The 25,563-nt window shown below is 41.3% G+C and carries 26 protein-coding genes, 1 riboswitch and 1 other annotated feature; of the genes, 17 read left to right on the top strand and 9 right to left on the bottom strand.

Features of this window, described 5'->3' with window-relative positions; all coding sequences use genetic code 11:
* The first annotated feature begins 15 nt into the window (after positions 1–15).
* Positions 16–684 (top strand): DNA-3-methyladenine glycosylase family protein, encoded by a 669-nt coding sequence (locus FCL54_RS10900; protein WP_138126312.1) that lies wholly within the window; start codon positions 16–18, stop codon positions 682–684.
* A 152-nt stretch (positions 685–836) separates the two neighbouring features.
* On the opposite strand, the gene FCL54_RS10895 is transcribed toward FCL54_RS10900, so the two are convergent.
* Complete coding sequence (locus FCL54_RS10895; RefSeq protein WP_138126310.1) at positions 837–1,634, bottom strand: HAD family hydrolase; 798 nt, start codon at positions 1,632–1,634, stop codon at positions 837–839.
* Positions 1,635–1,760: 126 nt separating this feature from the next.
* Entirely contained in the window at positions 1,761–1,919 is a 159-nt protein-coding gene (locus FCL54_RS23950) for a hypothetical protein (RefSeq protein WP_171016783.1), read from the bottom strand.
* A 144-nt stretch (positions 1,920–2,063) separates the two neighbouring features.
* Between FCL54_RS23950 and FCL54_RS10890 the strand changes: the two genes are divergently transcribed.
* The 3 genes from FCL54_RS10890 (at position 2,064) to FCL54_RS10880 (ending at position 4,967) form a co-directional block, all read left to right on the top strand.
* Complete coding sequence (locus FCL54_RS10890) at positions 2,064–2,915, top strand: ABC transporter permease subunit (RefSeq protein WP_138126308.1); 852 nt, start codon at positions 2,064–2,066, stop codon at positions 2,913–2,915.
* A complete protein-coding gene (locus FCL54_RS10885) occupies positions 2,912–3,961 on the top strand; it encodes a peptide ABC transporter permease (RefSeq protein WP_138126306.1) in 1,050 nt (349 codons plus the stop codon). Before FCL54_RS10890 ends, FCL54_RS10885 begins: the two co-directional genes overlap by 4 nt.
* A 409-nt stretch (positions 3,962–4,370) precedes the next feature.
* Positions 4,371–4,967 (top strand): class I SAM-dependent methyltransferase, encoded by a 597-nt coding sequence (locus tag FCL54_RS10880; protein ID WP_138126304.1) that lies wholly within the window; start codon positions 4,371–4,373, stop codon positions 4,965–4,967.
* 141 nt (positions 4,968–5,108) lie between these two features.
* On the opposite strand, the gene FCL54_RS10875 is transcribed toward FCL54_RS10880, so the two are convergent.
* Positions 5,109–7,085, bottom strand: coding sequence for a phospholipase D-like domain-containing protein (locus FCL54_RS10875; RefSeq protein ID WP_246055214.1), 1,977 nt, complete (start codon positions 7,083–7,085; stop codon positions 5,109–5,111).
* Between the two features lie 229 nt (positions 7,086–7,314).
* On the opposite strand from FCL54_RS10875, the gene FCL54_RS10870 reads away from it, so the two are divergent.
* The 4 genes from FCL54_RS10870 to FCL54_RS10855 all read left to right on the top strand — a co-directional run bounded on the left by FCL54_RS10870 (position 7,315) and on the right by FCL54_RS10855 (position 11,674).
* Positions 7,315–8,838, top strand: a complete 1,524-nt coding sequence (locus tag FCL54_RS10870; protein WP_138126302.1) for a UDP-N-acetylmuramoyl-L-alanyl-D-glutamate--2,6-diaminopimelate ligase — start codon at positions 7,315–7,317, stop codon at positions 8,836–8,838.
* Between the two features lie 139 nt (positions 8,839–8,977).
* Positions 8,978–9,092: riboswitch (SAM riboswitch) on the top strand.
* A 135-nt stretch (positions 9,093–9,227) separates the two neighbouring features.
* Positions 9,228–10,853 carry a sodium:solute symporter family protein gene (locus FCL54_RS10865; protein ID WP_138126300.1) on the top strand — a complete coding sequence of 542 codons (1,626 nt, stop codon included), beginning with the start codon at positions 9,228–9,230 and terminating at the stop codon, positions 10,851–10,853.
* On the top strand, positions 10,850–11,317 hold the full coding sequence (locus FCL54_RS10860; protein WP_138126298.1) for an OsmC family protein: 468 nt from the start codon (positions 10,850–10,852) through the stop codon (positions 11,315–11,317). Before FCL54_RS10865 ends, FCL54_RS10860 begins: the two co-directional genes overlap by 4 nt.
* 87 nt (positions 11,318–11,404) lie before the next feature.
* Positions 11,405–11,674 carry a hypothetical protein gene (locus FCL54_RS10855; protein ID WP_138126296.1) on the top strand — a complete coding sequence of 90 codons (270 nt, stop codon included), beginning with the start codon at positions 11,405–11,407 and terminating at the stop codon, positions 11,672–11,674.
* Positions 11,675–11,770: 96 nt separating this feature from the next.
* Here the strand turns inward: FCL54_RS10855 and FCL54_RS10850 are convergent, their stop codons facing one another.
* Entirely contained in the window at positions 11,771–12,292 is a 522-nt protein-coding gene (locus tag FCL54_RS10850) for a hypothetical protein (RefSeq protein WP_246055213.1), read from the bottom strand.
* A gap of 573 nt (positions 12,293–12,865) precedes the next feature.
* Here FCL54_RS10850 and FCL54_RS10845 point away from each other — a divergent pair.
* Positions 12,866–13,615 (top strand): phosphatase PAP2 family protein, encoded by a 750-nt coding sequence (locus FCL54_RS10845; protein ID WP_171016782.1) that lies wholly within the window; start codon positions 12,866–12,868, stop codon positions 13,613–13,615.
* Positions 13,616–13,670: 55 nt separating this feature from the next.
* Positions 13,671–14,858 (top strand): cardiolipin synthase, encoded by a 1,188-nt coding sequence (gene cls / locus FCL54_RS10840; RefSeq protein ID WP_138126292.1) that lies wholly within the window; start codon positions 13,671–13,673, stop codon positions 14,856–14,858.
* A gap of 42 nt (positions 14,859–14,900) precedes the next feature.
* Here cls and FCL54_RS10835 read toward each other — a convergent pair whose 3' ends face one another.
* Positions 14,901–15,212 carry a hypothetical protein gene (locus FCL54_RS10835; protein WP_138126290.1) on the bottom strand — a complete coding sequence of 104 codons (312 nt, stop codon included), beginning with the start codon at positions 15,210–15,212 and terminating at the stop codon, positions 14,901–14,903.
* 616 nt (positions 15,213–15,828) lie between these two features.
* Here FCL54_RS10835 and FCL54_RS10830 point away from each other — a divergent pair.
* From FCL54_RS10830 to FCL54_RS10810, 5 genes are all read left to right on the top strand, one after another.
* Entirely contained in the window at positions 15,829–16,110 is a 282-nt protein-coding gene (locus FCL54_RS10830) for an AbrB/MazE/SpoVT family DNA-binding domain-containing protein (protein WP_138126288.1), read from the top strand.
* Positions 16,111–16,275: 165 nt separating this feature from the next.
* A complete protein-coding gene (locus FCL54_RS10825; protein WP_138126286.1) occupies positions 16,276–16,581 on the top strand; it encodes a hypothetical protein in 306 nt (101 codons plus the stop codon).
* Positions 16,582–16,876: 295 nt separating this feature from the next.
* Positions 16,877–17,833: a YsnF/AvaK domain-containing protein gene (locus FCL54_RS10820; protein ID WP_138126284.1), complete on the top strand. Its 957-nt coding sequence runs from the start codon at positions 16,877–16,879 to the stop codon at positions 17,831–17,833.
* Between the two features lie 217 nt (positions 17,834–18,050).
* Positions 18,051–18,307 (top strand) — a binding site (T-box leader).
* Between the two features lie 64 nt (positions 18,308–18,371).
* A complete protein-coding gene (locus tag FCL54_RS10815; protein ID WP_246055212.1) occupies positions 18,372–19,595 on the top strand; it encodes an MFS transporter in 1,224 nt (407 codons plus the stop codon).
* Positions 19,596–19,636: 41 nt separating this feature from the next.
* The gene (locus FCL54_RS10810; protein WP_138126280.1) at positions 19,637–20,176 is read left to right on the top strand and encodes a GNAT family N-acetyltransferase; all 540 of its coding nucleotides are present in this window, start codon (positions 19,637–19,639) and stop codon (positions 20,174–20,176) included.
* A gap of 125 nt (positions 20,177–20,301) precedes the next feature.
* Here FCL54_RS10810 and FCL54_RS10805 read toward each other — a convergent pair whose 3' ends face one another.
* Positions 20,302–21,714, bottom strand: a complete 1,413-nt coding sequence (locus tag FCL54_RS10805; RefSeq protein WP_138126278.1) for a glycoside hydrolase family 18 protein — start codon at positions 21,712–21,714, stop codon at positions 20,302–20,304.
* Positions 21,715–21,860: 146 nt separating this feature from the next.
* Here FCL54_RS10805 and FCL54_RS10800 point away from each other — a divergent pair, with 146 nt between their 5' ends.
* Both FCL54_RS10800 and FCL54_RS10795 read left to right on the top strand, forming a co-directional pair.
* Positions 21,861–22,391 (top strand): type 1 glutamine amidotransferase domain-containing protein, encoded by a 531-nt coding sequence (locus tag FCL54_RS10800; protein ID WP_138126276.1) that lies wholly within the window; start codon positions 21,861–21,863, stop codon positions 22,389–22,391.
* Positions 22,391–23,047, top strand: coding sequence for a haloacid dehalogenase type II (locus FCL54_RS10795; protein WP_138126274.1), 657 nt, complete (start codon positions 22,391–22,393; stop codon positions 23,045–23,047). Before FCL54_RS10800 ends, FCL54_RS10795 begins: the two co-directional genes overlap by 1 nt.
* Positions 23,048–23,166: 119 nt before the next feature.
* Here FCL54_RS10795 and FCL54_RS10790 read toward each other — a convergent pair whose 3' ends face one another.
* The 3 genes from FCL54_RS10790 to FCL54_RS10780 form a co-directional block, all read right to left on the bottom strand.
* Positions 23,167–24,249 (bottom strand): copper resistance D family protein, encoded by a 1,083-nt coding sequence (locus FCL54_RS10790; RefSeq protein ID WP_138126272.1) that lies wholly within the window; start codon positions 24,247–24,249, stop codon positions 23,167–23,169.
* Positions 24,246–24,965, bottom strand: coding sequence for a copper resistance CopC family protein (locus tag FCL54_RS10785; RefSeq protein WP_138126270.1), 720 nt, complete (start codon positions 24,963–24,965; stop codon positions 24,246–24,248). The genes FCL54_RS10790 and FCL54_RS10785 overlap by 4 nt, the downstream gene beginning before the upstream one ends.
* Before the next feature lie 76 nt (positions 24,966–25,041).
* On the bottom strand, positions 25,042–25,350 hold the full coding sequence (locus FCL54_RS10780; RefSeq protein ID WP_138126268.1) for a YtzH-like family protein: 309 nt from the start codon (positions 25,348–25,350) through the stop codon (positions 25,042–25,044).
* Positions 25,351–25,563: the final 213 nt, after the last annotated feature.

Below are 25,563 nucleotides of genomic sequence, written 5' to 3'. Positions count from 1 at the left end.
AGAAGGGGGCTTTTGATGAGAGACCGTGAGTTAGTACCGTTTGATAACAAGGCTCTACATTCATTGTCTGAAGCGGATCCAGAAATGAAGAAGCTAATCAGCCTGATGGGAGACATTCCATTAGCAATTGGAAATAACCATTTTGAAAGCCTTGTAAAGTCTTGTATCGGCCAACAGTTATCCTTAAAAGCAGCCAGAACAATATATAACAGGTTTCAAGAACTTCTCGATGAAGTCACACCTGAAGCTGTCTTGACGCTATCGGATGATACCCTTAGAAGTGTTGGCATTTCGAAACAAAAGGCTTCTTATATAAAAGATTTAAGTTCAAAAGTTTTATCGGAAGAAGTGCTTCTGAACACCCTGGAAGATTTAGAGAACGAAGAGGTGATAAAAACTCTAACCAGTGTAAAAGGAATTGGACAATGGACAGCAGAAATGTTTTTAATCTTTTCACTGGGGAGAACCGATGTCATGTCTTTAGGCGATGTAGGATTGCAACGGGGATGCAGGTGGCTTTATCAAGTAGGAAAAGAAGAAGATGGCAAGGAAATGCTGAAAAGACTTTCAAGCAATTGGGATCCTCATTATACAGTTGCTTCTCTTTATTTATGGGAGGCAGTAAACAGGGGTTTTACCACTAACTACTCTTGTATTGACCAGGCCATTGATGATTTGAATTAATTTCGATAAATGCCTTTAGAATATCTTAATTGCTTAATTAAACTTAAAGAAGTAGCAAAATTAACTAAACATATAGTAGGCGTATCCCGGTTTTTCAGGATACGCCCTATATATTTTCTTAGTTTTTGCAATAACTTTTTAAGAAAACATCCCTAAATCGCATAGTTTTCAAACGATTTACAAAGGTATCGTTCTATAAAATCAGCTAATCCATCATGTTCGTGGTGACCTGTAACAAAATCAGCTGCTGCTTTCACCTCTTCGCTGGCATTTCCCATTGCTACACCGGTACCTACATTGCGTAGCATTTGGATATCGTTTGGTCCGTCTCCAATGGCTACAACTTCTTTTGGGCTGATTCGTAATGCGTTAATCAAGTTTCTTATCGCAGACCATTTGGAAACATTAGAAGCAACGATCTCAAACCCATCATTCCAATCGATGACTTCTCCTTCCTTTTTAAACAAAGCAGATAGTTCAGTATTTGGTGTTCCTGTTCGAACACTATATTTAAGAACATCTTGATAAGTTGCCTGTCTTAAATCTCCAATATAACGTGGCGGTATTTTTCCGGTTTTTGTCCAGTAATCGATTTCTTCATTTGCTTCCTTACAATAAAGTCCATCCACTGTATGGATAATAACATTACAAGGACTTTCAGCGGTTAGATGGTGGAATCGTTCTTCGTTCAAGCTGACTGTTTTCATTTGCATAACTTTTCCTGTTTCTGCATCATGAATAGCGGCTCCGTTCAAACAGATCATCGGAGTCCGTAGCCCGATTTCTTTATGATAAGGAGCGGTTACTTCATAGTGTCGGCCAGTAGCGAGAAAAACCTTTACTCCTTGATTAACAAGCATATTAATGGCTTCCATATTTCTTGTGGAGATATTGTTTGAGGCTTTTAAAAGTGTTCCATCCATATCAATAAACATTGCACGAACATTCATTTATACTGCCTCCCCATTCCTTGGTAAGACAATCATATCATCTGAATAAATGAAGTTTATTGCAATCCTTATGCAGGATGTAAAGTGTTAATTTCTTGAAACAAAAAAACCACTCGGAGTGGTTTTTTAATCGCGCATTGCGCCTGCTTCTCGGGATGTCATAGCGCCCTGGCCTTCGCTTACATCTTTTTGGATTTCTTGTTTTACTTCCTGGGCATTAGTTCCTGAATAACCCGGTTTCATCATAGCATCTGATTTTTGTTTCGCCTGTTGGTCCTTTTTCATACAAATCCTCCTCCATTTATTGTTTTAACATACTTAGTATTTGCAAAAGAACACGGTTTATTTACGGAGGATTCAAAAAATGCAACCTTATTGAGTATTCTGCGTCTTTATTGTTAGAGACAGAAAGAATATTGGAGGTTGTAAATGAAATATGTTGTTCGGTTTTTGAAAGTAGTTATAAGTATCGTTGTGATCGGAGGAATCGTTAGTTTATTTCAAGGGCAGATATCAGGTAGTTTAGTCTTGCTGATGCAAAATCTGAAAGAATTGGTGTTAAAAATTATTCATCCTTCTGATTTTACTTTTAATCCTGGTGGAAAAGCTGAGTACTCCGTTTTTCCTGCGATTTTAGAATATTACAGGTTTTCTTTCATGATCTTAGCACTAGGATTTTTCTTATCTTTTATGGTTGCATTAACTTTTACCTACATAACCTTCTATTTACCATTTAAAATGCGTACAGCGGTTTCCAGAATGGTTGGGATCTTTGAAGCGATTCCCGATATTTTCATCATTGTTGTGACACAGCTTTTGTTTGTTGCTATATTCAAAAAAACAGGAATCTTAGTATTCGATGTAGCAGGTGCATACGAGAGGCCATTTATTCTGCCGCTTGTGACGTACACGATACTACCTTCGATTATGCTTTATAGGATTATGCTTCTTATCTTTACCGATGAAATGCAAAAGCCGTATGTTGAGTTAGCCAAAGGAAAAGGGCTGGAAAAAGGATCGATCTTATTAGTTCATGTCTTTCGCAATTCCCTCGTAAGTGTTTCAAACCATTCAAAAGTCATTATCTCTTTTATGCTTTCGAACTTAGTGATGCTGGAAATCCTTTTTAATCTTTATGGTATCACATGGTTCATCATTGAAAATCCCCGGTTTGAAATTGCGGTGCTAGGAATCTTGATGCTCTTCCTACCGATTTTTTTAATAGAAACGTTAACAGGCGTCCTGGTAAAGCGGTTTACAGGGGAGGAAATCGTAGAATGATCAGAGGGCTGTTGGGAAACAAATCGTTTATGTTTAGTTTTGGAGTAATCGTGTTATTGCTTTTTTCCAGTATCGTATACTCTGTTGTTTTTGAAAATCATATTCCGAAAGCGGACCTTCGATTTGAAGAAGGAGCGGAACTTGTTTCCAAACCTCCTTATTCTCCTTTTGAATATCCACCACTTGGAACAGATAATATCTCAAACGATTTATTTTTTATTATTTTGGTGGGAGCAAAGTACACACTCGGGATTGCCCTGGCAGTTGCTGTTTTCCGTTTTATCATTTCGTCCGTGTTGGGCACCTTTCTACAAATGAATTTTCCTGGTATCGTTAAAAGGATACAGCCGTGGTTAGAGGGGTTTTATTATTTTCCCGTATCACTGTTGACATTTTTATTGCTTGAATGGGTTTTAAAAAGTGACGGGTATTTCGATGGAATAGACAGTGAGTTTACATATAGCCTTTTCGAGCGAGTCGGAATCGAGTTTATCATCTTAATTCTCGTAGCTGTTCCGATTACAAGCTCTACAATTGCAAAAGAAGTGAAGCGTATCCTGGAACAAGAATTTATCGATAGTGTCAAAATATTAGGGGGGAGTAAGTTTCATATTTTAAAAACACATGTCATGCCTTTTTTAAAACCTCAGCTGCTCCTAATTTTTGTTCGGGAAGTCATTCAAGTTCTGCTGTTGCTGGCTCACCTGGGGGTTTTAAAAATTTTCTTTGGTGGAGGCCTGGTAAAGGAGGATATGTTTAATAACTCCGTGTTTGTCTCTCTTTCAAATGAGTGGTCAGGGTTAATAGGAAATAACCTGCGATTCCTCTTTACAAACTATTACTGGATACCTCTTGTTCCAATACTTTTTTTCACAATAACGATTGTTTTATTAAAAATCATGTTGGAAGCACTAAAAACGGAATTACAACCTTCTACGCCAAACAAAGTGGGAGAAAAGGAAAATAAGTTACAAAACAGCCCTTCTTTAAAAGCTAAAAGAAGAATGCAGGTGGAGGTAAGAGAAGAAATGTTTCGGGAACTATAGCTTTTATTGTCGTTCCTAAGACAGAGAAAATGGCAACTTGACTAGCAGGCCTGACCACTGGATTGCTTAATAAAGCAAAATTAAAAGGACTCGAGATTGTTGGGTCCTTTATTTTTGTATTAGAAAGTATAACTTTTAAGCAAAGGAGAAGGCTCGACGTCGAGAACTAACGGATTGCCGATCGGCGAGTCATCTTTATGTCGAAAAATCGATATATCCGGAAAGTCGTAGATAAATTCTATTTTTCGCAGATAAAAGGGGGGAATTCGAAGATAAAATCAAAAAAACGAAGATAAAATCATTTTTTCGAAGATATCCTTAATAAGGAAGATGTCGAATGCTTTTTTGCTGTTCCGAAACAGGGTATAGTTACGTATAGTAGAAAATCTTTTCCACTTGGAGGAGAACGATGGGTAAATTTTTTGCAAAAGTATACGATCCTGTTATGAAACCACTCGAAAAAAGATATATCAACCGCTGGCGTGAAAGGCTGCTTTCTAATGCAAAAGGAAAAGTACTCGAGATAGGAGCAGGCACAGGGATTAACTTTCCGTTATATAACAAATGCGAGGAAGTGACTGCAATTGAACCGAATCCCCATATGGTTGAAAAAGCAAAGATAAGGCAAGCGCAGGCTAAAGTTCCGGTTGAAATCGTGCAAAGTCATGCTGAGCAGCTTCCTTTTCCGGAAAATCATTTTGATTCGGTTGTTGTCACTCTGGTGCTTTGCTCGGTAGAAGATCCGGTTCAAGTTTTGCAGGAGATAAAAAGAGTACTCAAGCCAACTGGCACATTACTGGTTCTTGAACATATCAAGATGGAACAGCCGGTTTATGCTGGCCTTCAAGACATGCTCACTCCTGTATGGAAACATCTTGCCGACGGGTGCCATCTTAATCGGAAAACAGATATCTTATTGAAAGAGAACGGCTTTGAGATACTCTCAAGAAAAGAATACATGTCCGGGTTCGTCGTTTCGGTTATGGCAAAAAATCCAGTATCCTAACTCCGAATCAGATATAAGTTTGTTGTGATATGTAGCTTCTTTGCGAAGAAAACGTCACCAAACACGAAAAGGTGCAATTTCGGTTCTTGAAATGCGGAGAAAAAATGAAGGAGCTATCACTAAAGATAGCTCCCAGGTTTCTTATTGTACTGTTCCGCCAGCTGAAGTGTAACGTGCATTGAACTCTTGCAAGAACTGGTTTGTAACAGCAGCATCATGGATGAATAGCATGTTTTCATCATTAACATCGTTGCCGTTGGTGCTCCAGTTCGTAGAGCCGACGATGACAGTAGGATCGCTTGATGTTCCGGCATCAATAATCATGGTCTTACTGTGCATTTTACGGGTTTCGTTGTCTTCATAAACAGGAGCTGGATTAGCCCAGCGGGTGTTTGGGTTATTCGTACTCTCTTGCGATGCAGTTCGTCCGGTCATTTCGATACTTGCTGACCACCACTGGTTCCAGAAGCTTGAATCGAAAACACCTTTTACATCAAATCCGGTCAACGTTCCTTCAAGATCGTTATAGGAACCTTCCCACTTATTTTTTAGCTCATCGACTAACGCCTGGTCGCTCCAGGCAAAAATGGTGAAGTATGTGCTGTAATCAGCTTCATTTTTTACAACATCAGCCATATGGCCGACCGCATTGTCACCTGCAGAAAAATATATTTCTACCTTTTTACCATTGATACTAACATTGTGGGCGGTATTATCAGTTTTACGTGTGCTTAAATTTGCATTCACTTTATCAGGAGTTAGTCCCTGGCTTCCCCACATTTCATTAAACTCTACTTCATAAATGCCGGCAAGCTCTGGCCAATTTATTTCTACAACATGCTGTTGGTTCCCATCAAGAATACCCTCGGCCATGTTTGCATCAGAGCCGTACAATCCTGTAACGGTAAAGTTCCAGCTGCCGGTAAACACCCAGCGGTCATCCACAACGGCAAATTTGTTGTGCATCTGATTTCCAGGAGAATAGTAAGTGTTTGAGCTTTTTTCTTCCCCTTCTACAAACAGGCGCCCTGTTTCCATCGTGCTTCCGATTTCCACTGTCACCTGTGGAATATCATCAGCGGTTGCAGGTAAACCATAACTTGTCCGAGCTGTGCTGTCTTCAACCGCCATCATAGGCGAATCGGAAAAGACATGGATATCATCGGAGGTACCGATAACTCCATCGTTTCCTCGTACCATTTTTTCTACATATAATCGCATCGTTTTATAACGTTCTGTATAATGGGGATCTGTTGCTTCTTTCGCATCAGCAATAACCCGAACGTCAACCCCGCTTGCAGCCTTTCCGATCAATGTCTCGATAACACGAGGCAGGTTAATCTCATATGTCGCAAGGTCAATACTTGTTGTTGCCTGATTCAAGCGTTCGATTAATTGGTATTCCAGATTAACATTGTAGTTTGCTGCATTTCCGGTGGTAGCAAATTGTGTATCAGCACATTTGTTAAAGAAGACATTTATTGCGCCTTCTACCTCAGAAACATTATTCAAATGTTCGCTTGTATCGTCACAAGAATTACCGGTAGGAGCAGGAGCGCTTGAACCAGAATTCAACCCTTTTGGAGTTCCATATCCATATGTATAAGCACTCGTAGAATCCATCCAGTTTGCAGGATCTGTGCCTGCAACAGCTGCATCGATACGTTCCATCGTTGCCTTTGTATCGTTATCGCCAGCATGCCATGCGTCGACCTGGTCTACTAAACTGCCGCTTGCATCCCTTAATTCTAGCGATTCCCCGCTGTTTGAGAGACCCCCTGAATATATGAGATCAGCAACTACACCTGGTACCGAGTTGTCATCTGTCCTTTCAAGTAAAAAGTAGCCTTCAGCAGGAATAGTACCAGAAAGCGATATAGAAGGGCTTCCATCGGCTGAAGATAATGTCCAGTCTGTTAAATCGATCTCCTGTCCGGTTGGATTGTAAAGTTCCATCCATTCATCATAAGAACTATTCGTCGTTCCCATCCATGCGATTTCATTGATAACGGCACTTCCTGAAGCCGCGGCTTCCACTTTTTGTTCCCCGGTCAATGATGGTGAATAAAAAGAAAACATTAGTGCGAAAATGATAGAAAGCTTAAACGTGACCTTCAAATCCTCAACTCCTTTTTATTTATTACAGAGTTAATTATAAGACAATATTCGACATAAGTTATGTAAGATTTTTAAATTAACTGTAAATAAATCGTTAACGCTAATTTTCAAGCTATGAAATGCAAAAAAGTTTCACAGAATATAAATGATTAAATATACAACCAATCGGGAATGAGTTATACAACTTATTCTGCCAAACGGAAAATACATATAAGAGAGAGGATCAGGGATGATAATACAATTTGATCAATTAACAAATGTACCAATGAAAAATATTTATGGTCCCAAGTCACAACATGTATCCCATTTATGTTTTCATTCAAAGCGAGCGAAAGAGTCATCTGTGTTCTTCAGCATGAAAGGAAAAGAGAAGGATGGCCATCATTATATAGAAGAAGCGATTGAAAGAGGAGCGGTAGCTGTTTTTGGTAGTAATCCCGACAACATTATTCCTTTTGCTGAAAAGTATCCAGCCTGTACGTTTTTGCTGGTAGATGATGTTCGAAGAGCGATGGCTTGTTTTTCCAAGTTTTACTACCAGAATTCCGATGAAAAGATTAGAACGATCGGTGTTACAGGTACGAACGGGAAAACAACGGTTGCAGCATATGTAAAATCGTTGTTAACACTACTCGGACTCCCGACAGGGTCGATCGGTACAACAGGAATCGAATCGTCCAGGAAGAAGCTGGTTTATAAAAAGAGTACGCCTACCACGCCGGAATCTCTTGACTTGCATCATATTTTTAATGATTTTTATAAATTAGAAGATGGTGCGGCGGTGATGGAGGTTTCTTCGATTGCGATCGATCAACAGCGTGTCGACGGGATAAGGTTCGATACAGCGATCCACACGAATATTTCTGAGGAGCATCTTGAATATCACGGTACGTTTGAACACTATTTGGAATGTAAGTTAAAGCTTTTTGATCAAGCGGAAACAGCGGTCATTAACCTTGATGACAGTGTGATGGGTGAAGAGCTTAACAGAACGTTTAAAGGCAGTAAGGTCACATACAGCCTTTCGCCTGATAGCCCTGCTGATATTAAAGCTGGGAATATTGAAACAACAGCATCTGGTACAGCGTTTGATTTATACGTCGGCGGCGCGGTCTTAAAGGTCACTGTTCCGGTATTTGGGGATTATAATGTTGCCAATATCCTCTCAGCGATCGGGACCGCTATGCTTCAAGGTTATAAAATCGAAGAAATTGTTAGTGCGCTTCCGGAGGTGAAGGGCCCGGAGGGAAGGTTTGAAATCATTGAGGGACCAGACAGACAAAGAGTCATTCTTGATTATGCCCACACCCCGGTGGCGTTAGCAAAGCTCGTCAAAGAAGTGAAGAAGCTGGAATATGATCGGTTGATTGTTATGATTGCGGGTATCGGAATCCGTGATTTTAATAAGATGCCGAAGATGGCAGAGACAATCGAGGGTAAGGCGGATGAAATCGTCGTTACGGTTGACCATCCCGGGTACAACGAACCGGTTGAAATTATTGACCAGGTGATGACAGGCTTTGATACACCTGAAGCGCCGAACATCCATACAACTTTGACGCGAAAAGAAGGAATTCTTCAATCCCTTAAGCTTGGAGGGCCAACGGATATCATCCTTTTGACCAGCGGCTGCATCAACGGGGCCCAGTTAGTAAAAGGGGAAGAAGTGCCGCATTCAGATAGGGAGATCATCGAGAATTTTTTTAGATTAACGTCATACAAGGATTCCAGCGGTCAGAGCTGTGTCAGCTGAGTGTTATTCGTGGTCAAGTGATCCGGGGCTTTTTTCCGAGTTGAACGATTGGATATAGTCCAAATTGTTTAAATTTTATAAATGGAATTGACACCTATATTCTTATGCTTTAAAGTGGTAAATAACTTAATACGTAATTTCCTTATCTAGAGTCAGGGGAGGAACTTGGTCCGTCGATCCTGCAGCAACCTGTTATTTTCTTATGAAAATAGTAAGGTGCTAATTCCAACAGACAATTGTCTGGAAGATGAGGGAGAGTAGAAACCTCTTCCTCCGGGAAGAGGTTTCTTTCTGTATGGGCAGTTTTTATATACATAAAACATACTATAGCGATGGATTTTCTATGAATATAAAAACTGTTTTAAAAAAGAAAAATAGGAGGAGAGAAAATGACAACTGTAGGTTACTGGTTTATAGGTTTTGCTCTTGTTTACACCTTTTACTTGATTTTCATCAGCCAGGTTGCCAAAAGAAGGGCAGCAGACGGCAATGGGTTTTTTATCGGTGGCAGAGGATTTAACACGCTTCTTGTAACGGTATGCATCACTGGGCTGTTTTCTGGTTCTTCGTACATCGCGATTTTGGAATTAAGCTATTTAACAGGTATCTCTGCAGTCTGGTACGGCGTTGCAGAAACGGTCCATGTCCTTATAATTGCGCTTGTTTTGATCGCTCCGTTTAGGAAGAGAGCACTGGTAACGATTTCTGGATTGCTTGGCGACCATTATGGAGAGAAGGTAAGGGGGGTGGCAGGAGCGATCACCGCCTTTACTTTCCCGATGTGGTCTGTTGCAACTGCCCTCGCATTTGCTTCAGCTTTATCAGTTTTTACGGGGATATCACTAATCTGGTCTGTGGTGGTAACATCGCTCCTATTGCTCATTTATTTACAATTCGGCGGGATGTGGTCTGTTGGATTAACACAGCTGAGTAACGTGGCCGTCTTTTTTATCATGCTGGTAATCGGAACATACGCATTCTTTATTAACCCTGGAATCGAGGGTATCCAGACGTTGTTTGCTGAGAAGCCTCAGTATGCATCATGGGATGGGGCAGGGATCCAAACGATATTGGCATGGTTCGGCACTTTTTTATTCAACGTGATTCTGGCGCAGGCTGCTTTTCAAATGGCACTTTCCTGTAAAACTCCAGAGGAAGGCCGGCGCGGACTGCTTTATGCTGCACTTCTTGGTGTCCCTTTAATAGCAGGAGCTACTTTGTTCGGCCTTTCTGCTGCACAGGTAGTGCCGAATGAATCTCGTGGATTAGTTGCTGTACCCCTTTACTTAATGGAGACGCTTCCGGCTCCGCTGGTCGGCTTGTTCTTTCTGGGGTTTTGGGCTGCTGCGTTAAGCTGGGGAGCGCCATGCCAGTTTTCCGGGGCTACCAGCCTTGGCAGGGATGTTGGAAAAGCGCTTAATCCAAAGGCGAAAGAACAACAGCTTGTCCGCTATACCAAATGGTCCCTGGTATTGTTGACAGGGTTGATGGTAGGATTTGCTTTGCTCCGGTCCGAACAATCTGCCTGGTGGAATGTACTCGCATGGGTTACCCGTAACTCTGCCACATTTGCACCTGTTGTAGCTGCATTGTTTTGGCCGGTTGTTACAAAAAGGGCAGCGCTGGTTTCATTGTTTACCGGATCAGCCTCAGGCTTATTATGGTACCACCTCGGGGGATGGGCTATTAATGATTTTTATCTAAAAATCCACCCGGTTTGGATCGGTATGATGATCAATATCATTACAATTACGCTTGTAAGCTTGCTTGATCGAACAAATGAATGGCAAGTGACATTCTCATTGAAAAGTCCTGGTTTCTACTCTTTCTTGTTCTCGGTCTCTTTATCGGTTTACGCTGCTTCTTCATTTGAGACTCTTCATAACAGGGGGCTTGCAGGACTCATCTTATCACTGATTGTTTCAGGGCTATTCGTAACATGCATTACTTTTATTAAAGAAAGAGAAAGCGCAAAGAGCCAGGTCTATCATGCTAAAAAAGGAGTGGTATCATGACAATAAAAGCAAATCCCGATCTCAGGAAAATTGAAGTAGATTCGTTATGGAAAAAGAATGTTCAAACAGAACACCTGGTAAGAGGCTTTCGTTTTTTGGTAGATGAACCAGTCAAGATAGGAGGGGATAACGAAGCGCCAACACCCCTTGATTATGTGGTGGGGGCTTTCAACGGCTGTATCTTAGTTGTGATCGATTCAGTCGGAAAAGAGCTGGGTTTTCAGTATAAGGACATTGAAATCTCAAGCGAAGCCTGGGTAGACAGAAGAGGGCTTAAGGGAACAGCTGACGTTTCTCCGTACTATCAAACTGTTAGAAACAAGATTGTATTTTATACAGAACATTCGAATGAGCTGTTGATTGAGGTGAAAAAAACAGTTCAAAAAAGGTGCCCTTTATATAACCTGCTTAAAGATGCTGGAGTCGAGGTAGAATTAGACTGGAGCATAACTGGAGGAAGTTAATATGGTTCTTTATCAAAACGTTTTCTATTACAACATGTTTAGCATTTAATAGATTAGGGTATAGGGTGGCAAGGAGGAGGAGTATCTATGATTAACAAACTGCTGATAAAGGCTTATTCATCTGACGAGGTTCGGTTTGCAGTGGTTTGGAACGGACGCTTGTATACCTTTCATTTAAAACAAAAAGAAGGTAATTGGCACTTTATTTCTTACGACAAAGACCTGTTGAACAATAAACATTTGATGGACGAGCTCTTTCTTCTTTTACAAGAAAACGACGAAGCACAGTCAAAGCTCTCATCCTATGATATTCCTCTTGAATTGATACGTACGGAAGAACAAGAGTACCTCCTGTAATCCTAAAGGGTTCCGTTTTGGGAACAAAATAAGAAATAGAAAAGAAATTGGCGCGCCAACTGACAGCAGTATTGGCGTGCTTTAATGTTTTACCAATTAATGACATATGTGACTATAACTGCCTCTTATTAAATTAAAGCCCCCGTTTGTTGAATAAGGATTTTGAGCTGTACTTTTAAGCTTGAATTGGTAAGTAAATCTGTACTTCTTCTTCTCCTCCCATAGGGTGATATGTCTCGACAATATAAGAATCGAGATCTCTTTCATAACTTGCTCTTCTGCCCAATTCAATAAATTCAAATGAAGTTCTCTCAAATTAGATATATTCCCTCTTGTAGTTATGTAACTTTTATTTGTTTCGATATATTCCATTCCTGTTGGTACTTCATTTAATTTCTCATTCACAATTAATCCTACATAATAATGACCTACCCTATGCTCCTCAGCCTTTTTAGGCTCAAATAATGCAATTTCGATTTCTGTCGGATTTAGGATTTCATTTGAGCGACTTAATAGTTGCTTTGCAAGCAAGGGTACTTCATTACCATAGTTAACAAACTCCCCACTACCTTTTAACCCAACAAGCTTAAATTCTTTTTTAACCATCATAATCGACATAATAACTTCTCCTATTCACATAAAATTCCAAAATATTGTAATTTTACTTATTCAACAAAAAACCCTTACTTCCTGCAATTAAGTAAGGATTTCATACTGAATTATGCAACGGTTATTCAACTAAACTGCCCTATAGTTCAATAAAACTTCACTCTATTTTATCATTGATTGGTAATACATTAGCAGTGAAGATGACGACCCAATTGACAAAGGGGTTGGCATTAATTTTGTACGAAAAAAATACGATGTCGATTTTAGTCCGATTCAAGGCAAATATTCGTTAAAATTCTTTTGTTTACAAGAAAAAATGACGTGTCATATTTCGCACGTCATTTAGTGTGTCAATTTATAGTTTTACACCCAAAACGGAACCCTTTGCTGTAATCCAGGAGTTTTTTATTTTGAGCTATTTTCAAACACACCGGCGCTCAAAGAGGTTAAACTTCAACTTATCCCAACGAACGAATATCTAAACAAGGTAACTTGCAGTTATAATAGATATCGGAACGTTTACTCTGCTTCCCGTGTGGAAAAGAAAGTAAACAAAAGACTTTTTGAGGTGTGGGTGAAAAGATGAACTATAAAGAAGAGTTATTCCGATGGTTTAAGACTATCAACCATAGGCAATTTTGGATTCCGTTCATTTTCATTGTAATGGGCATCGGGTTAGCAAGCCTTTCTATCATTCTATTTTCTGAACTTGCCGAGAACGTTCTGGCAAAAGAAACTTTTACATTCGATCAGGCTATCATCGACTTCGTTCATACGTTTGATTCCAATTTTGTCCAGCAGGCGATGCCTGTCATCACAGAAGCCGGTTCTGTCTGGTGGCTCACCATGCTTGTTATTTTGACGATCGCTTATCTTGTTATTAAAAAGAGAGCTGGCTGGACGATCTTTTTTTTCATCCTGACAGTTGGCGGTGGGGGATTGCTAACAAGGTTATTAAAGCACTTTTTTGCACGGTCCAGGCCCACAATTAACCCCCAGTACGATGCGGTGGGATTTAGTTTTCCGAGCGGACATGCCATGGGAAGCTTCCTTTTTTATGGATTCATCGGTTATTTGGTCGCAAGAGAGTGCAAGAGATTAGCAGTTAAGGTGTTCGCCATAGGCTTCCTGTCCCTGTTTATTCTCATGATCGGAATCAGCCGGATTTACCTTGGCGCTCATTATCCAAGCGATGTGCTTGCTGGGTATGCTGCAGGTACGATCTGGCTGGTGTTTTGCGTGCTGGCCCTTGAGATTGTTCTTGTTTATCAAAAATTCAACTACAATGCAGGCAAACTTGTCAGGAAGATTCTTTATTATGTTCGGTCCTAGTTAAGATTACTGTTGATTCGGTTAGACAGGATAAGTGGAGGGAGGGGATGGCCATATGTTCAAGAAAATAGCAGCAGTAATAGTCGTTTCTTTCTTCTGGATAAAAATAGATCTTGCTGTCGGTGCAAAATTAAATCGTCCTACACGAAGAAACCCCTTTCCGATTCGTAATGGCGATCTGGAACTTTTAGATCAGCCGGAAAAGTTTTTTTCAGGTCTGTTCAAGGATATTGAAAACGCCAGGGAATCGATCCATATGGCGTTCTTTATTTTTCATGATGACGAAGTTGGGAGAGAAGTGTTGTCCCGTGTTAAGCAAAAAGCGATGGAAGGAGTATCTGTTAGGCTACTGATGGATTATGTGGGAAGTTATTCGTTTCCGAGTGAAAAGGTAGCTTCTCTAAAACGATACGGTATTGAATTTGAGTTTGCGAACAAACCGTCGCTGCCATTTTTCTTCTATACTTTAAACAGAAGGAACCATCAGAAAATAGTGATTATCGATGGAGAGATCGGATATACCGGAGGCTTTAATGTCGGGAATATGTACTATAACAAAGATCCTGAACTTGGATTCTGGAAGGATTATCAGCTTCGAGTCACTGGACATGGTGTACAGGACTTGCAATGCCAATTTATAAAAGACTGGAAGAAGGCTGGCCAAACACTGGACCGTTCAGAAGGGCTTTTTCCACCGCTTCATCAAGGAAAGAACCGGTTCCGTTTAATAAGCAGTGATGGCGCTCACCTAAATGAATTGATCAAGGATTATATCCAATCGGCAGAAGAGCTTGTTGAGATTTTCACACCTTACTTCATCCCTACAGAAGGGCTTAAAGAAGCACTGATCCATGCATCCAAAAGGGGTGTGAAGGTTAATATCATGATTCCTCACCGACAGGACCATCCGCTTGTTAAAGAAGGAGCATTCTCTTATTTTGAAGCATTATTGGAAAATGGTTGCAATGTCCTTGCGTATAAGGGAGGGTTTTTTCACGGAAAGGTATTTATGGCTGACCGCAAAATGTGTTACGTCGGTACAGCCAATTTTGACCAGAGAAGTTTTAAGACAAATGAAGAGATTGTTTGTGTGAGTGAAGACAAAGATTTTTTGTCCACACTGATCGATTCCCTTTCCGAAGTGTTAGAATCTACTGAAAAAGTTACAATGGAAAAAGTTAAAAGAGGACCTGTCAGCCTGGTGAAACAGCAATTTTCCAGATTGGTTGCTCCTTTTTTATAACAGATATAGTCTGAACGGTACGCCTCATGTCTTTCTCTGTGTTTAAAAGTAAGTAATCATCATTATGATAAAGCTTACAATGGTGTATAATACCGAACCATAAAAGATGGCACCTACGTTCACTTTTTGTTCCGTATCCTCCTGGACCTTCCAGTTGCTTTCACTTGCTTCCAGTGTTGCCATCCTAGACAGCATTCCTCCGCTGCTGTTACTAAGGTATAAGATCACCGTTATCCCAAGCCCGATGAAGAAGCTCCATTCCATGTATGAAAAAGAAAAGAAAACACTGAGGCCCCAGGCGATTAAGCCAATGATAGCTGCAGACAAAACGGACAAACCTACAAATTTCTTCACGCCATTTCCCCCTTTATAAGAAATACGAAGTACTGCAGTTAAAGGTTTCGTTTTTACAGAAAATTACATAAATATTTTCCGGGATTCAGCACCAGAGGAACTGTTTTGAATTTCTTTGAGGTAACCAGATTCGGTATTTGTGACAAAAGGTTATTTTGAAATTTATAGGTCACTGTTGCCTTTATTTACAGAGAAAATACCTATTTTTGATCCGATTTTAAGCGAATAGCAAAACAAAATGACCCCATTTTTAGAAAAGCTGTATTTTTACGAATCAGCAAATCAAAAGCCCTATAACCCACATCAAGGATTTCCAGGCATTCATGGAGTGTCTGAGTTGCCTTGTTTTTCAAGCAGGTCCTTCGTTACCCCGGGAGTTTCGCACTGTCCACTCTGATCAACCTGTTCAAAAAAATTATTAAAAAGTTAATAGAAGTCTTTTATATAAACGACCCTTTATGGCAAAGAGCCTTGCCTGGTGTATGAAAGGCTATCTAAAAAGGTAAACAAAAACTATTATACTTATATTTTTAGAGTATTATATATATTTGTTTTTACCAAAATGTTGTAAAATGAAGGAGAGTAATAGAAATCTATTAAGTGGGAGGAAAAACAAATGAAATCAACTGGCATGATACGTAAGCTGGATGGTTTGGGCCGGATCGTCATACCGATGGAACTGCGGCGGACATTGAATATCTTTGAGAAGGACCCGTTAGAGATTTTTACCGAGGGAGAAAGGATTATTTTAAAAAAGTACAAGGCAGGCCAGCAATGCCAGCTAACGGGTGAAGTGTCTGATGACAACCTTGTTATAGGAAACGGCAAACTAGTCTTAAGCAGAAAAGCAGCCCTTGAAGTGCTAGAAGAAATTGAAAGTGCATTATCAAAACAATAATAGAATGTTATTTGGTATAAAAAGCTCCTCATGTATCCATCTTCAGGGAAAGAACTCCACTCGTCGACCATTCCTCATGAAAATATTTTCTTTCTTTGATTTAAAGTATTTACAACAATGAAACAAACTTAAAGAACAGATCATTTTTAAAATAGGGGGGATAAATTGACTTCAAAAATTTTAAAATGGGTTTCAGGGGGACTGGAAGCTCTTCTTGGAATACCTTTTATCGGGGGGAGCCTAGTTCTGGGATTCCTGTGGACTCCGCTATTAGCGATGCTTGTCCTGCACATCGTTACCCTGTTATTTTCGTTCAGGGAAGAAACGAATAAACATGGGAGTATCCTTGGGATTGTGACTTCCTGTCTTGCATGGATTCCATTCGTGGGAATGATTATGCACATCATAACCGCAGTGATCCTCATGGTGGATGCAGCAAAAAGGGATAAGTATAATCAGGCTTCTGTTTGAGAATAACCTCAAGTTAAAAACTTAAAAACGAGTGATAAAAAGGAGCCGGCCATTTTTAAGAAGGCTCTTTTTTAGTTGTATAGAACATCATACTAGAGGGATAACATAAACGTTTAAAAAGCGCTATATCTCTTCAAAAAGAAGGCAGTCTTTTAGCAGAAAAGGAACTGGTGAATGCTTTATAAGCAAGCGTGTCATTTTTACTGAATGTGACTAAAAGAGTTTTTGCACTGAACCGCCCGGGAATTGTCTTAATGTAACAGCGAAAGAGACATTCTGAAGGAGGTTTTATAGCATGAATAACAAACATGTAATTGGTGTATACGATTCTTCTGAAGAACTGATTAATGATTTTCCAAATGCAGAGAATATAGATAATAACTTATCAGTAATCGGTGAAGATAGAGAAGCGGTTTGGGAAGCTTCGGATGAGCTTGGAATCGCGATGGAACCAGTAGACGGAGGAAAAGAAGGCATCGTGGAATCGATTATGTCTGCGTTGAAAGGAGATAAAGAAACGCCTGTTACAGAATCGCTTGTCCAAATGGGACTGAGTGAAGAGCAGGCGAAAGAATATGCTCCTCAATTAGAAAACGGGAAGCTGCTTGTCGTTGGAGACAATGGTTATGAAACAGAGCCGAACAATAATAGTGAATATGGATATGCAGATTCCAGCCCTGGAAACCATGATTTTAACAGCAATAACGAATTTGAACCAGAAAACAACTTAAACAATGGTTATGATAACGATACGGAAAAAGAAATTCCGTTACGTGAAGAACAGCTTGATGTTTCAAAACACGAAGCAAGAGCGGGAGATATAGAAATCGAGAAACGAGTGGTTGAGGACGAAGAAACAGTAAATATTCCAGTTTCCCGTGAAGAAGTGTATGTGAAGAAGCGTCCTGTCGAAAATGACGAAGTTGACAGCGTGAATGCAAGCGCTCTGGATGAAGACGAAGAATACCACATCCCGGTAAGAGAGGAACAAGTAGAAGTTACCAAACGTCCGGTTGTGAAAGATGAAGTTGTCGTTGGCAAACGGGAAGTTGAAGACGAAGAACAGGTAAGAGAAAATGTTAAGCACGAAGAACTTCATGTAAAAGGTGAAGGCAACCTGGATGTGGATGATGACGATAACAACGTGTTTGATGATTCAGCTAGTGCTGAAAACCAGGACAGCTATGATGATGATAACAATACGTTCCGTGATCGAACAAACAGTGAAAGTCGAACCAGGTTTGATGGATAAGTGCATGGAGAAAAGGGTTTCCGGTATTCCGGGAGCCTTTTTTTTGCTCGAAAAAGGGTTTAGAAGCAGGCTCCCTTTAAAAGTGGAAACAGTAACTTTGATGATACAGTTGTTTTGAGGCAATTAGTATGGTAGCAATTCTTGGGGAAGAATAATGAAAAGGACTGTTTACTTATTTGTATAAAAGTGTTAATCTTTTAAAAATCACATAGCGATATGGAATGCGATGATGAGAAGAGTAGGTAAAAAGGATTCTTTACAGAGAGCTCCGGCAGCTGAAAAGGGGCGAGAAGACTATTATCGAAGCAAGCCTCTGAGCATTTATGCCGGATCTGACTGGTGATGGCATGACGGGTGCTCCCGTTATAGAGCCAGGGTATAAGCAAAGCTTATTTGCCGTACCTGCTGAGGTTAGTATGGTGACATATTAACGAACTGAGGTGGCACCGCGATTATAAATATCCCGTCCTCAAGACCAGGTCTTGGGGGTGGGATTTTTTTTATTGTCTATATTTTATTTTAAAGGAGGATGAAGGTCTTGAAAAAGATTTTCTATGCATGGAAGTACCCGGCCATTCTTTTATTAGGGATCGGTGTATCGAACATCGGGGCATGGATATACTTGATCGCCATAAATTTAACCATGCTTACTATGACGGGCTCCCCGCTTGCGGTAGCTGCACTTTATGTTATCAAACCTCTTGCGGCATTATTTACGAATACATGGACCGGCAGTATGATCGACCGCGTAAGTAAAAGGAACTTGCTGGTGGTCCTGGATGTCATTCGTGCTTTGTTGATCGCCATTTTACCTTCTCTTTCGTCTATTTGGGTGATCTATTCCGTTGTGTTTTTGATCAATATTGCGGGTTCTGTGTTTTATCCAGCTTCAAGAGCTTATATTACGAGGCTTATACCAACAGAGAAAAGGAAGAGATTTAATTCATTACGCAGTTTGATAGATTCCGGGGCCTTTTTGATCGGCCCGGCTGTTGCAGGTGTATTGTTCATGATCGGTACACCGGATTTTGCGATCTATGTTAACGCTGTTTCGTTATTTTTATCTGGTATGCTGATGACGGCTATGCCTGATTTTGAAAAGGATAGTTCTATTCAAAACGGGTCTGGACGGTTATCTTTTCAGCTAATAAAAAAGGATTGGACCATGGTCCTTGCATTCAGCAGAAAGCAGGTTTACATTATGCTAATCTATTTATTGTTCTCAAGCGTGATGGTCATGACAGCGGCGCTGGATTCTCTTGAGGCGGCATATTCAAAAGAAGTTCTCTCTTTAACAGACACGGAGTATGGCTTTTTAGTGAGTATAGCAGGGGCAGGAATTGTTGTAGGAGCGGCACTTAATGCTTTAGTGGTGAAAAAGCTGTCAACAGCATGCCTGATCGGAGCAGGCTCATTAATTGTATCGGTTGGATATATCGTTTACGCAGTCTCCGATAGCTTCACCGGGGCAGGAGTCGGCTTTTTTGTATTATCGTTTGCGCTCGCATTTGCAAACACAGGGTTCGAGACATTTTATCAAAACAACATCCCGGTGGAACTGATGGGGAGAGTTGGTAGTATATACGGTTTGGTGGAAGCGTTGCTTGTAATCATTGCAACGCTGCTAGTCGGCATTATGGCGCAAGTTATTTCCATCAACGTTGTTGTTATCGCGGGTTCCTTCTTCATGCTGTTTATTTCCGCTGTTTTATTAAAGGTGATTTTTCAGCCGGATAGAAAACCTTATTATGAATTTCGATAGATTTTTTTATCAGGAAAGTTGTTGTTAAGGGGGTAAAGTAGATGAAGGTTAACTTAACTACAGAGAGATTAGAGCTAAGGACTTTTAGCAAGGAAGATTCGATTACGATTCAAAAACTGGCAAACAACAGGGAAGTAGCGGATATCATCAATCTGCCACACCCTTATCACGTTAAACACGCCGAAGAATGGATCGATACACATACCGATCGAATTGCTAACGGCCAGGAATATCCGTTAGCTGTTGTGTTAAGGGAGACAAATGATATTGTGGGAACGATAACTCTAAGAGTTGATAAGAACAATAACAAAGGAGAACTTGGTTACTGGATCGGGCGTCAATTCTGGGGAGAAGGCTATGCAACGGAGGCAGCAAGGAGAATTGTCCAGTTTGGATTTGAAGAAGCTGGGATAAACAAAATTTGGGCAACAGCGATCGTGAGAAACGCAGGTTCCATAAAGGTTTTAGAAAGAGCCGGGTTACGGTTGGAAGGAATTTTAAAAGAGGATAGATTTCTTTTAGGAAGTTATGAAGACGTGAAGATATACGGTTTGTTGAAAGACCATTTTATAAGAAATTGATTGCGAGAAAAACTGGGAATGATTTAAAAGAAAAAGTGCAAGCACCCTCCGACACCTTATCTAGAAAAACTAGTTCCATTGTTTTTTAAGATATTGTGCTGAACGGAGGGAGCCACCCCTTTGTATTATAGTAGTTTTCTAATCGTAAAATTATCATCGAGCAGCACCCAGTTTTGCGGATAGGGGTAACCGAGTGTCCAGTAACTGATTCCGCCAAGACCATAGTCTTTTACCGTATCGAATTTTGCCTGGGCGCTCCTGGCATCTTCAAACCAGACTTCATGGGAGCGGCCCTGTGAATCGGTGTACCGGAAAAACGGCGATTGCGTCAGAGGATCATACTGAATGGCAGCGCCGTATTGGATTGCACGGCGTACGGCTTCTTGCTGGCTGAACGTCTCGGCCTCCTGTCCTTCAACATGGGGAAGCAGCCAATCGCGTCCATAGATCTGGAACCCCATTAAAATTTTGCGGCGCGGAATGACCGAAACGGCATAATCCAGCACTTTCCTGATCTGGTTGATCGGTGAAATCGCCTGTGGCGGCCCTTTTCGATATCCCCACTCATATGTCATGAGGACTACGAAGTCAACGATTCTGCCATGTGCGGGATAATCATGTGCTTCGTATAAAAGCCCCTGTTGTTCACCGCTTGTTTTAGGAGCAAGTGCTGTGGAAACGAAGTAACCTTCCGGGTGAAGGCGGTCAACGGCACGCTGTAAAAATTGATTATATGCTTCTCGATCCTCCGGGAAAACATTTTCGAAGTCAACGTTCAGTCCGCGATAGCCTTTGTAGCGGATTACCCCGAGAATATTTTCCAGTAAGCGATTTTGGATTTCGGTGCTTGAAAGGACTGTTTTAGCAACGCGGGAACCAGGGTCTCGATAGGTGAAATTGGTGATGCTTAACATCGGAACAACCCGTTCTGCAAGGGACGCCTGGACGATAGGTCCGTCATTGATAGGCGTCAGTCCGCCGTCTGCCTGGATGATGTAAGCAAAAGGAGCAGAATATGTTAAATGCTCCCCGACATCACGAACTTCTTCCGCCCCTTGCTCACCTTCGTTAATCACATAGGCATTCACATCGATAACAGGTTTGGCGAAAGGGATGGATAAAACGGTGCCGGGATAGATTAGATTCGGGTTCTGAATTTGGTTCGCCTGTATGATCGCCTGCACTGAAGTTCCATATATCTGTGCGATCTGCCATAACGTTTCCCCCTGTATGACTGTATGAGTCCTAACCGGGATGACTAAATTCATTCCGGGAAAAATACGTGAAGGATCTGTGATCTGGTTGGCACTGACGATAGATTGAACGGTTGTTCCGTACCTCCGGGCGATACTCCACAATGATTCCCCGGCACTTACTGTATGTGTTTTGTAAGCGGTTGGAATAACAAGCGCCAGACCAATTACTAACTGGTTTGGGTTTTCTAACCCGTTTACCGACACGATATCATTGATCCCAACACCGTATTGGCGGGAAATCGACCATAGCGTTTCTCCCTGCCGCACCACATGGATCTGCATCAAATCCCTCCCTAAGTTTCGTTTGTTTCCACTATATTCGAGCAAACCTGAGGTTAGTATTTTCAAGATAGAAACAAAGCGTTTTTAATGATGGAAAAGAAAGTGATACTATTGGATTAAAGATTGACTAGTTGGAGGTGCTGCTAGTGCGTTTAAAAGGGAAAAGAGTACTCAGCCTTGTACATCATGATTTTGAAGACCTTGAACTGTGGTACCCTGTCCATCGTTTAAGAGAAGAAGGAGCAGTGGTAGAGCTTGCCGGAGAAAAGGCAGGGGAAACGTATATCGGCAAATATGGTGTGCCGTCTGAATCTGATTATTCGTTTTCAGAAGTGAAACAAGAAGAATACGATGCGCTTTTAGTTCCGGGAGGCTGGGCACCCGATAAGCTTCGCCGTTTTCCGGAGGTCCTTGAACTTGTTCGGCATATGGAGGAGAACAAAAAGCCGATCGGACAGATCTGCCATGCAGGGTGGGTGTTGATTTCAGCAAAAGTGCTTGAGGGCAAAACGGTAACAAGCACACCCGGCATTAAAGACGATATGGAGAATGCCGGTGCCACCTGGGTCGATGAGCCGGTTATCGTGGACGGCCATCTTGTTTCAAGCCGCCGCCCACCTGATCTTCCTGACTATATGAGAGCTTTTATCGAGGTGCTGGAAGGGAAGAACGATTGATGGGCGATTCGATTAAGACGTATGTATTCGATGTCTACGGGACGCTTTTTGATGTACATTCCGTCAAAGAACTGTGCGAAGAGTTGTATCCTGAAAAAGGAGAGTCGATCAGTTTTACCTGGCGCGAAAAGCAGCTCGAGTATTCCTTTTTACGGCAGATAATGGGGAAATACACTACATTTTTAGAAATAACAAAAGACGCGTTACGATATGCGGTGAAGAAACAGGACCGGACGCTGACATCTGAAAATGAAGAGAAACTCATTGAAGCGTATCTCCACCTTACTCCGTATCCCGAAGTTCGGGATGTATTGGAGAGGTTAAAGGCAGGGAACAAACTGGCTGTGTTTTCCAACGGCTCTCACGATATGTTGGATCCGTTGATAGAGAGGGCAGGATTAGCAGAATTGTTCGACCACATCATCAGTATAGATGAAGCGAAACAGTACAAGCCTTCTCCTGCAGCTTATAACCTGGTGCTGGAGAATTTGAATGTCAGACGAGAAGAAGTATTGTTCATGTCGTCTAACGGCTGGGACATCTCCGGAGCAAAAAGCTTCGGCTTCCAAACCGCCTGGATCAACCGCGGCAACCAGCCAACAGAAGAACTCAACTTGAAGCCAGATCACATATTCACAAACCTTTCGGGGGTCTGACCCCATTATTTTTGTGGATAACTTCTTCACGATATCTGCTTTGTCTGTGATAAATGAGAAGACCCCGGAATTAAGCATGTGCTTAGTTCCGGGGTCTTTGTATGTTGATGTTATGGTTCTTAGATGCTGGCCATTATTCCGAGGTAACCGGTTAGGACAACGATAAAGCCGAATAGAATGCTGATGATCACCGGTGTTTTTTTCATGGAGGAAAAAATAGTGAGCCCGATGAAAACAACGGATAAAGCGAACAGAGTGTAGCTTAAGCTATTCAGCGCCGGATGTATGGTTATATCAGGAGAAAAGGCTCCTGAATATAACGATAGAAACAAAGGGGACGGTTCGGTCAATCCCCTCGTAAAACTATGGGGCGGCGTTCGCTGGCTCAGGAAGGCTGTTACTGTAAAGATAGCCAGGATAAAAATGCTTTCTGCCTTTAACCACTTCCCTGGATTGGTTCCCTGTGATAAATGCCTTTTGATTAAAAAGCCGTTTATGAAGGCAAAAACGACAAGTGGAACGAGCAGCAAGTGCTTGATCAGAAGTGCCTGTCCGTAGGTTAAAACCCAGGAGTTCGTATAATCAGGCACAATAAACTTCATCATTACCAGGCCGGAGGCCGTAATCAATGAAAGGCTTCCGATCGAAAACGGAGTGAACCATTTCAAAAAGGGCTTCCAGTTTTCATGGTTGTTTCGAAACCATCCCAGTATAAGAATCGGACCTGCCCACAAAGCAACAAAGAAAAAGTGAACGCTGTCTGAGAGGAAGCCGGGGAACTGGCTGAGAGAAGCAGCATGGCTTGCCCATCCGCCGGCAAAGATGATCAATATGGAAAAGAACAATGCCATCCGTGCAAAAAATTGCTGTCTCGTTACATCGTTCAGCAAAACCAACAAGTATAGTAACACGATGAAAAGCAGTGTCAAAGACAGCGATGTACCGACTTCAAACGAGCTTAACACGCTATAAACGGTTTCCCACAGTCCGATCCGCATGTCTTGATTTAACCAGACCACCACATTAACGAACGGTCCAAACGATAAAAGTCCTGCCAGAACTGTTACGATTAGTAATACTTTCTTTGGTACATAAATCGCTGGACGTAAGTGAGAGGGGACGCTGTAAAGCAAGAAGCTGCCGATCAAGATAGCAAAGCATACATATAGAAGCCCTTCGGTAATACTTATAGCATTCATCATTCTTTTTCCCTCCGTACCATCCAGCCAAAGCTAACAACGGCGATCAAAATAAGACCACCGATCAAAGTGATGAATGGAGTTGAAAACTCAGGTTCAAAGGTATTTGTTTGAGTCTGGCTTGGAGGAGCGCTTTCACTTTGATTCTCAGGTTCTTCAGTATTACCGTTCCCCGCACCATTATCCTGTTTTGTCCCGTTATTTTCATTTTTCTGTTCCTGCTTTTGTTCTTCTTGATTCTTTACAGTGAAAGAGTATTCACCTTCGATCGGATGCCCATCCTTGCCGATAATGTTCCATCTCACTGTATACTTGCCGTTTGATAGCGGTTCAGAAGTTTCTCCGTAAAGCATATTTTCTTCTGTTGTTCGATTGTTGATCTGGACCTCATTTCCGCTGTCGTTAAACAACTGAAAAGAGCTGTTCTGTTCAATTTTAGTATTAAAAAACAGCGTTAAATTCTGAACGCTCCTCTCCACTACCGCATCTGGCGCCGGGTCGGCAGATTCCAGACCTGAGTGTGCCTGTACAAGTTGGAAGGGAATCAATAACAATCCTATTAAAAGGAGAATGATCCGATTAATCATAGCAATGCCACCTTCATAAACTTTTTCCCATAAGATTATAACACTACCAGTCCATTTTCCGATTATACCATGCAGAATAAGAAACAGTGCAGCATTCTTATACAAATAGACCCCAACAAAGAAGGCGTGCATTGCACACCTTCCTTGTTGGGGTCTGACCCCGCTATTTTTGTGGATAACTTTTTGCGCTTATCATTGGTTTTGTGGTTTAATATCCAATCTCCTTTTGTTTGTTAATTTCATCAGTGTACTTATCTAAATAGGATTGGTATTCTTTCACGTATTGCTCGATACTTTCCTTCGAATCCAGGGTCATTCCCTGTTCCCCATACTTATAGATATCATCATATATTAGCCGGTTTCTTTCACTGATCTTCGGGTTCTTTTTTAACTCTGCACTTAAGTTTTTTATTTTTTGAAAGGCGTTATCTTCTGCCGCCGTTTGTTTTGTTTTCTGATCTTCTAGAATGGAACTTAGCTCTCGCATTTGTTCGTATACTTCCTTTTCCATCATCATACAAATCAGCTCCTTACAGATGGGTACCCGATTATACCCCTTGTAAAAACAACTGACGCATTATTAGTAAGGAAGACTGTATAAAATTATAAACCACCTTGAGGGGGTCTGACCCCCTCATTTTGTGCGACGGGCAGTCGCAAAGGGTGTTGCCGCAGGCAACACCCTTTCACTCTGTTTCTGGACAGAGACGACACCGAGGTGTAACGACTG

Source organism: Exobacillus caeni, assembly GCF_005747095.1.
GTDB lineage: Bacteria > Bacillota > Bacilli > Bacillales > Guptibacillaceae > Exobacillus > Exobacillus caeni.
The sequence above is the reverse complement of the archived record's forward strand: the minus strand, read 5'-3'. Positions and strand labels throughout refer to the sequence as shown.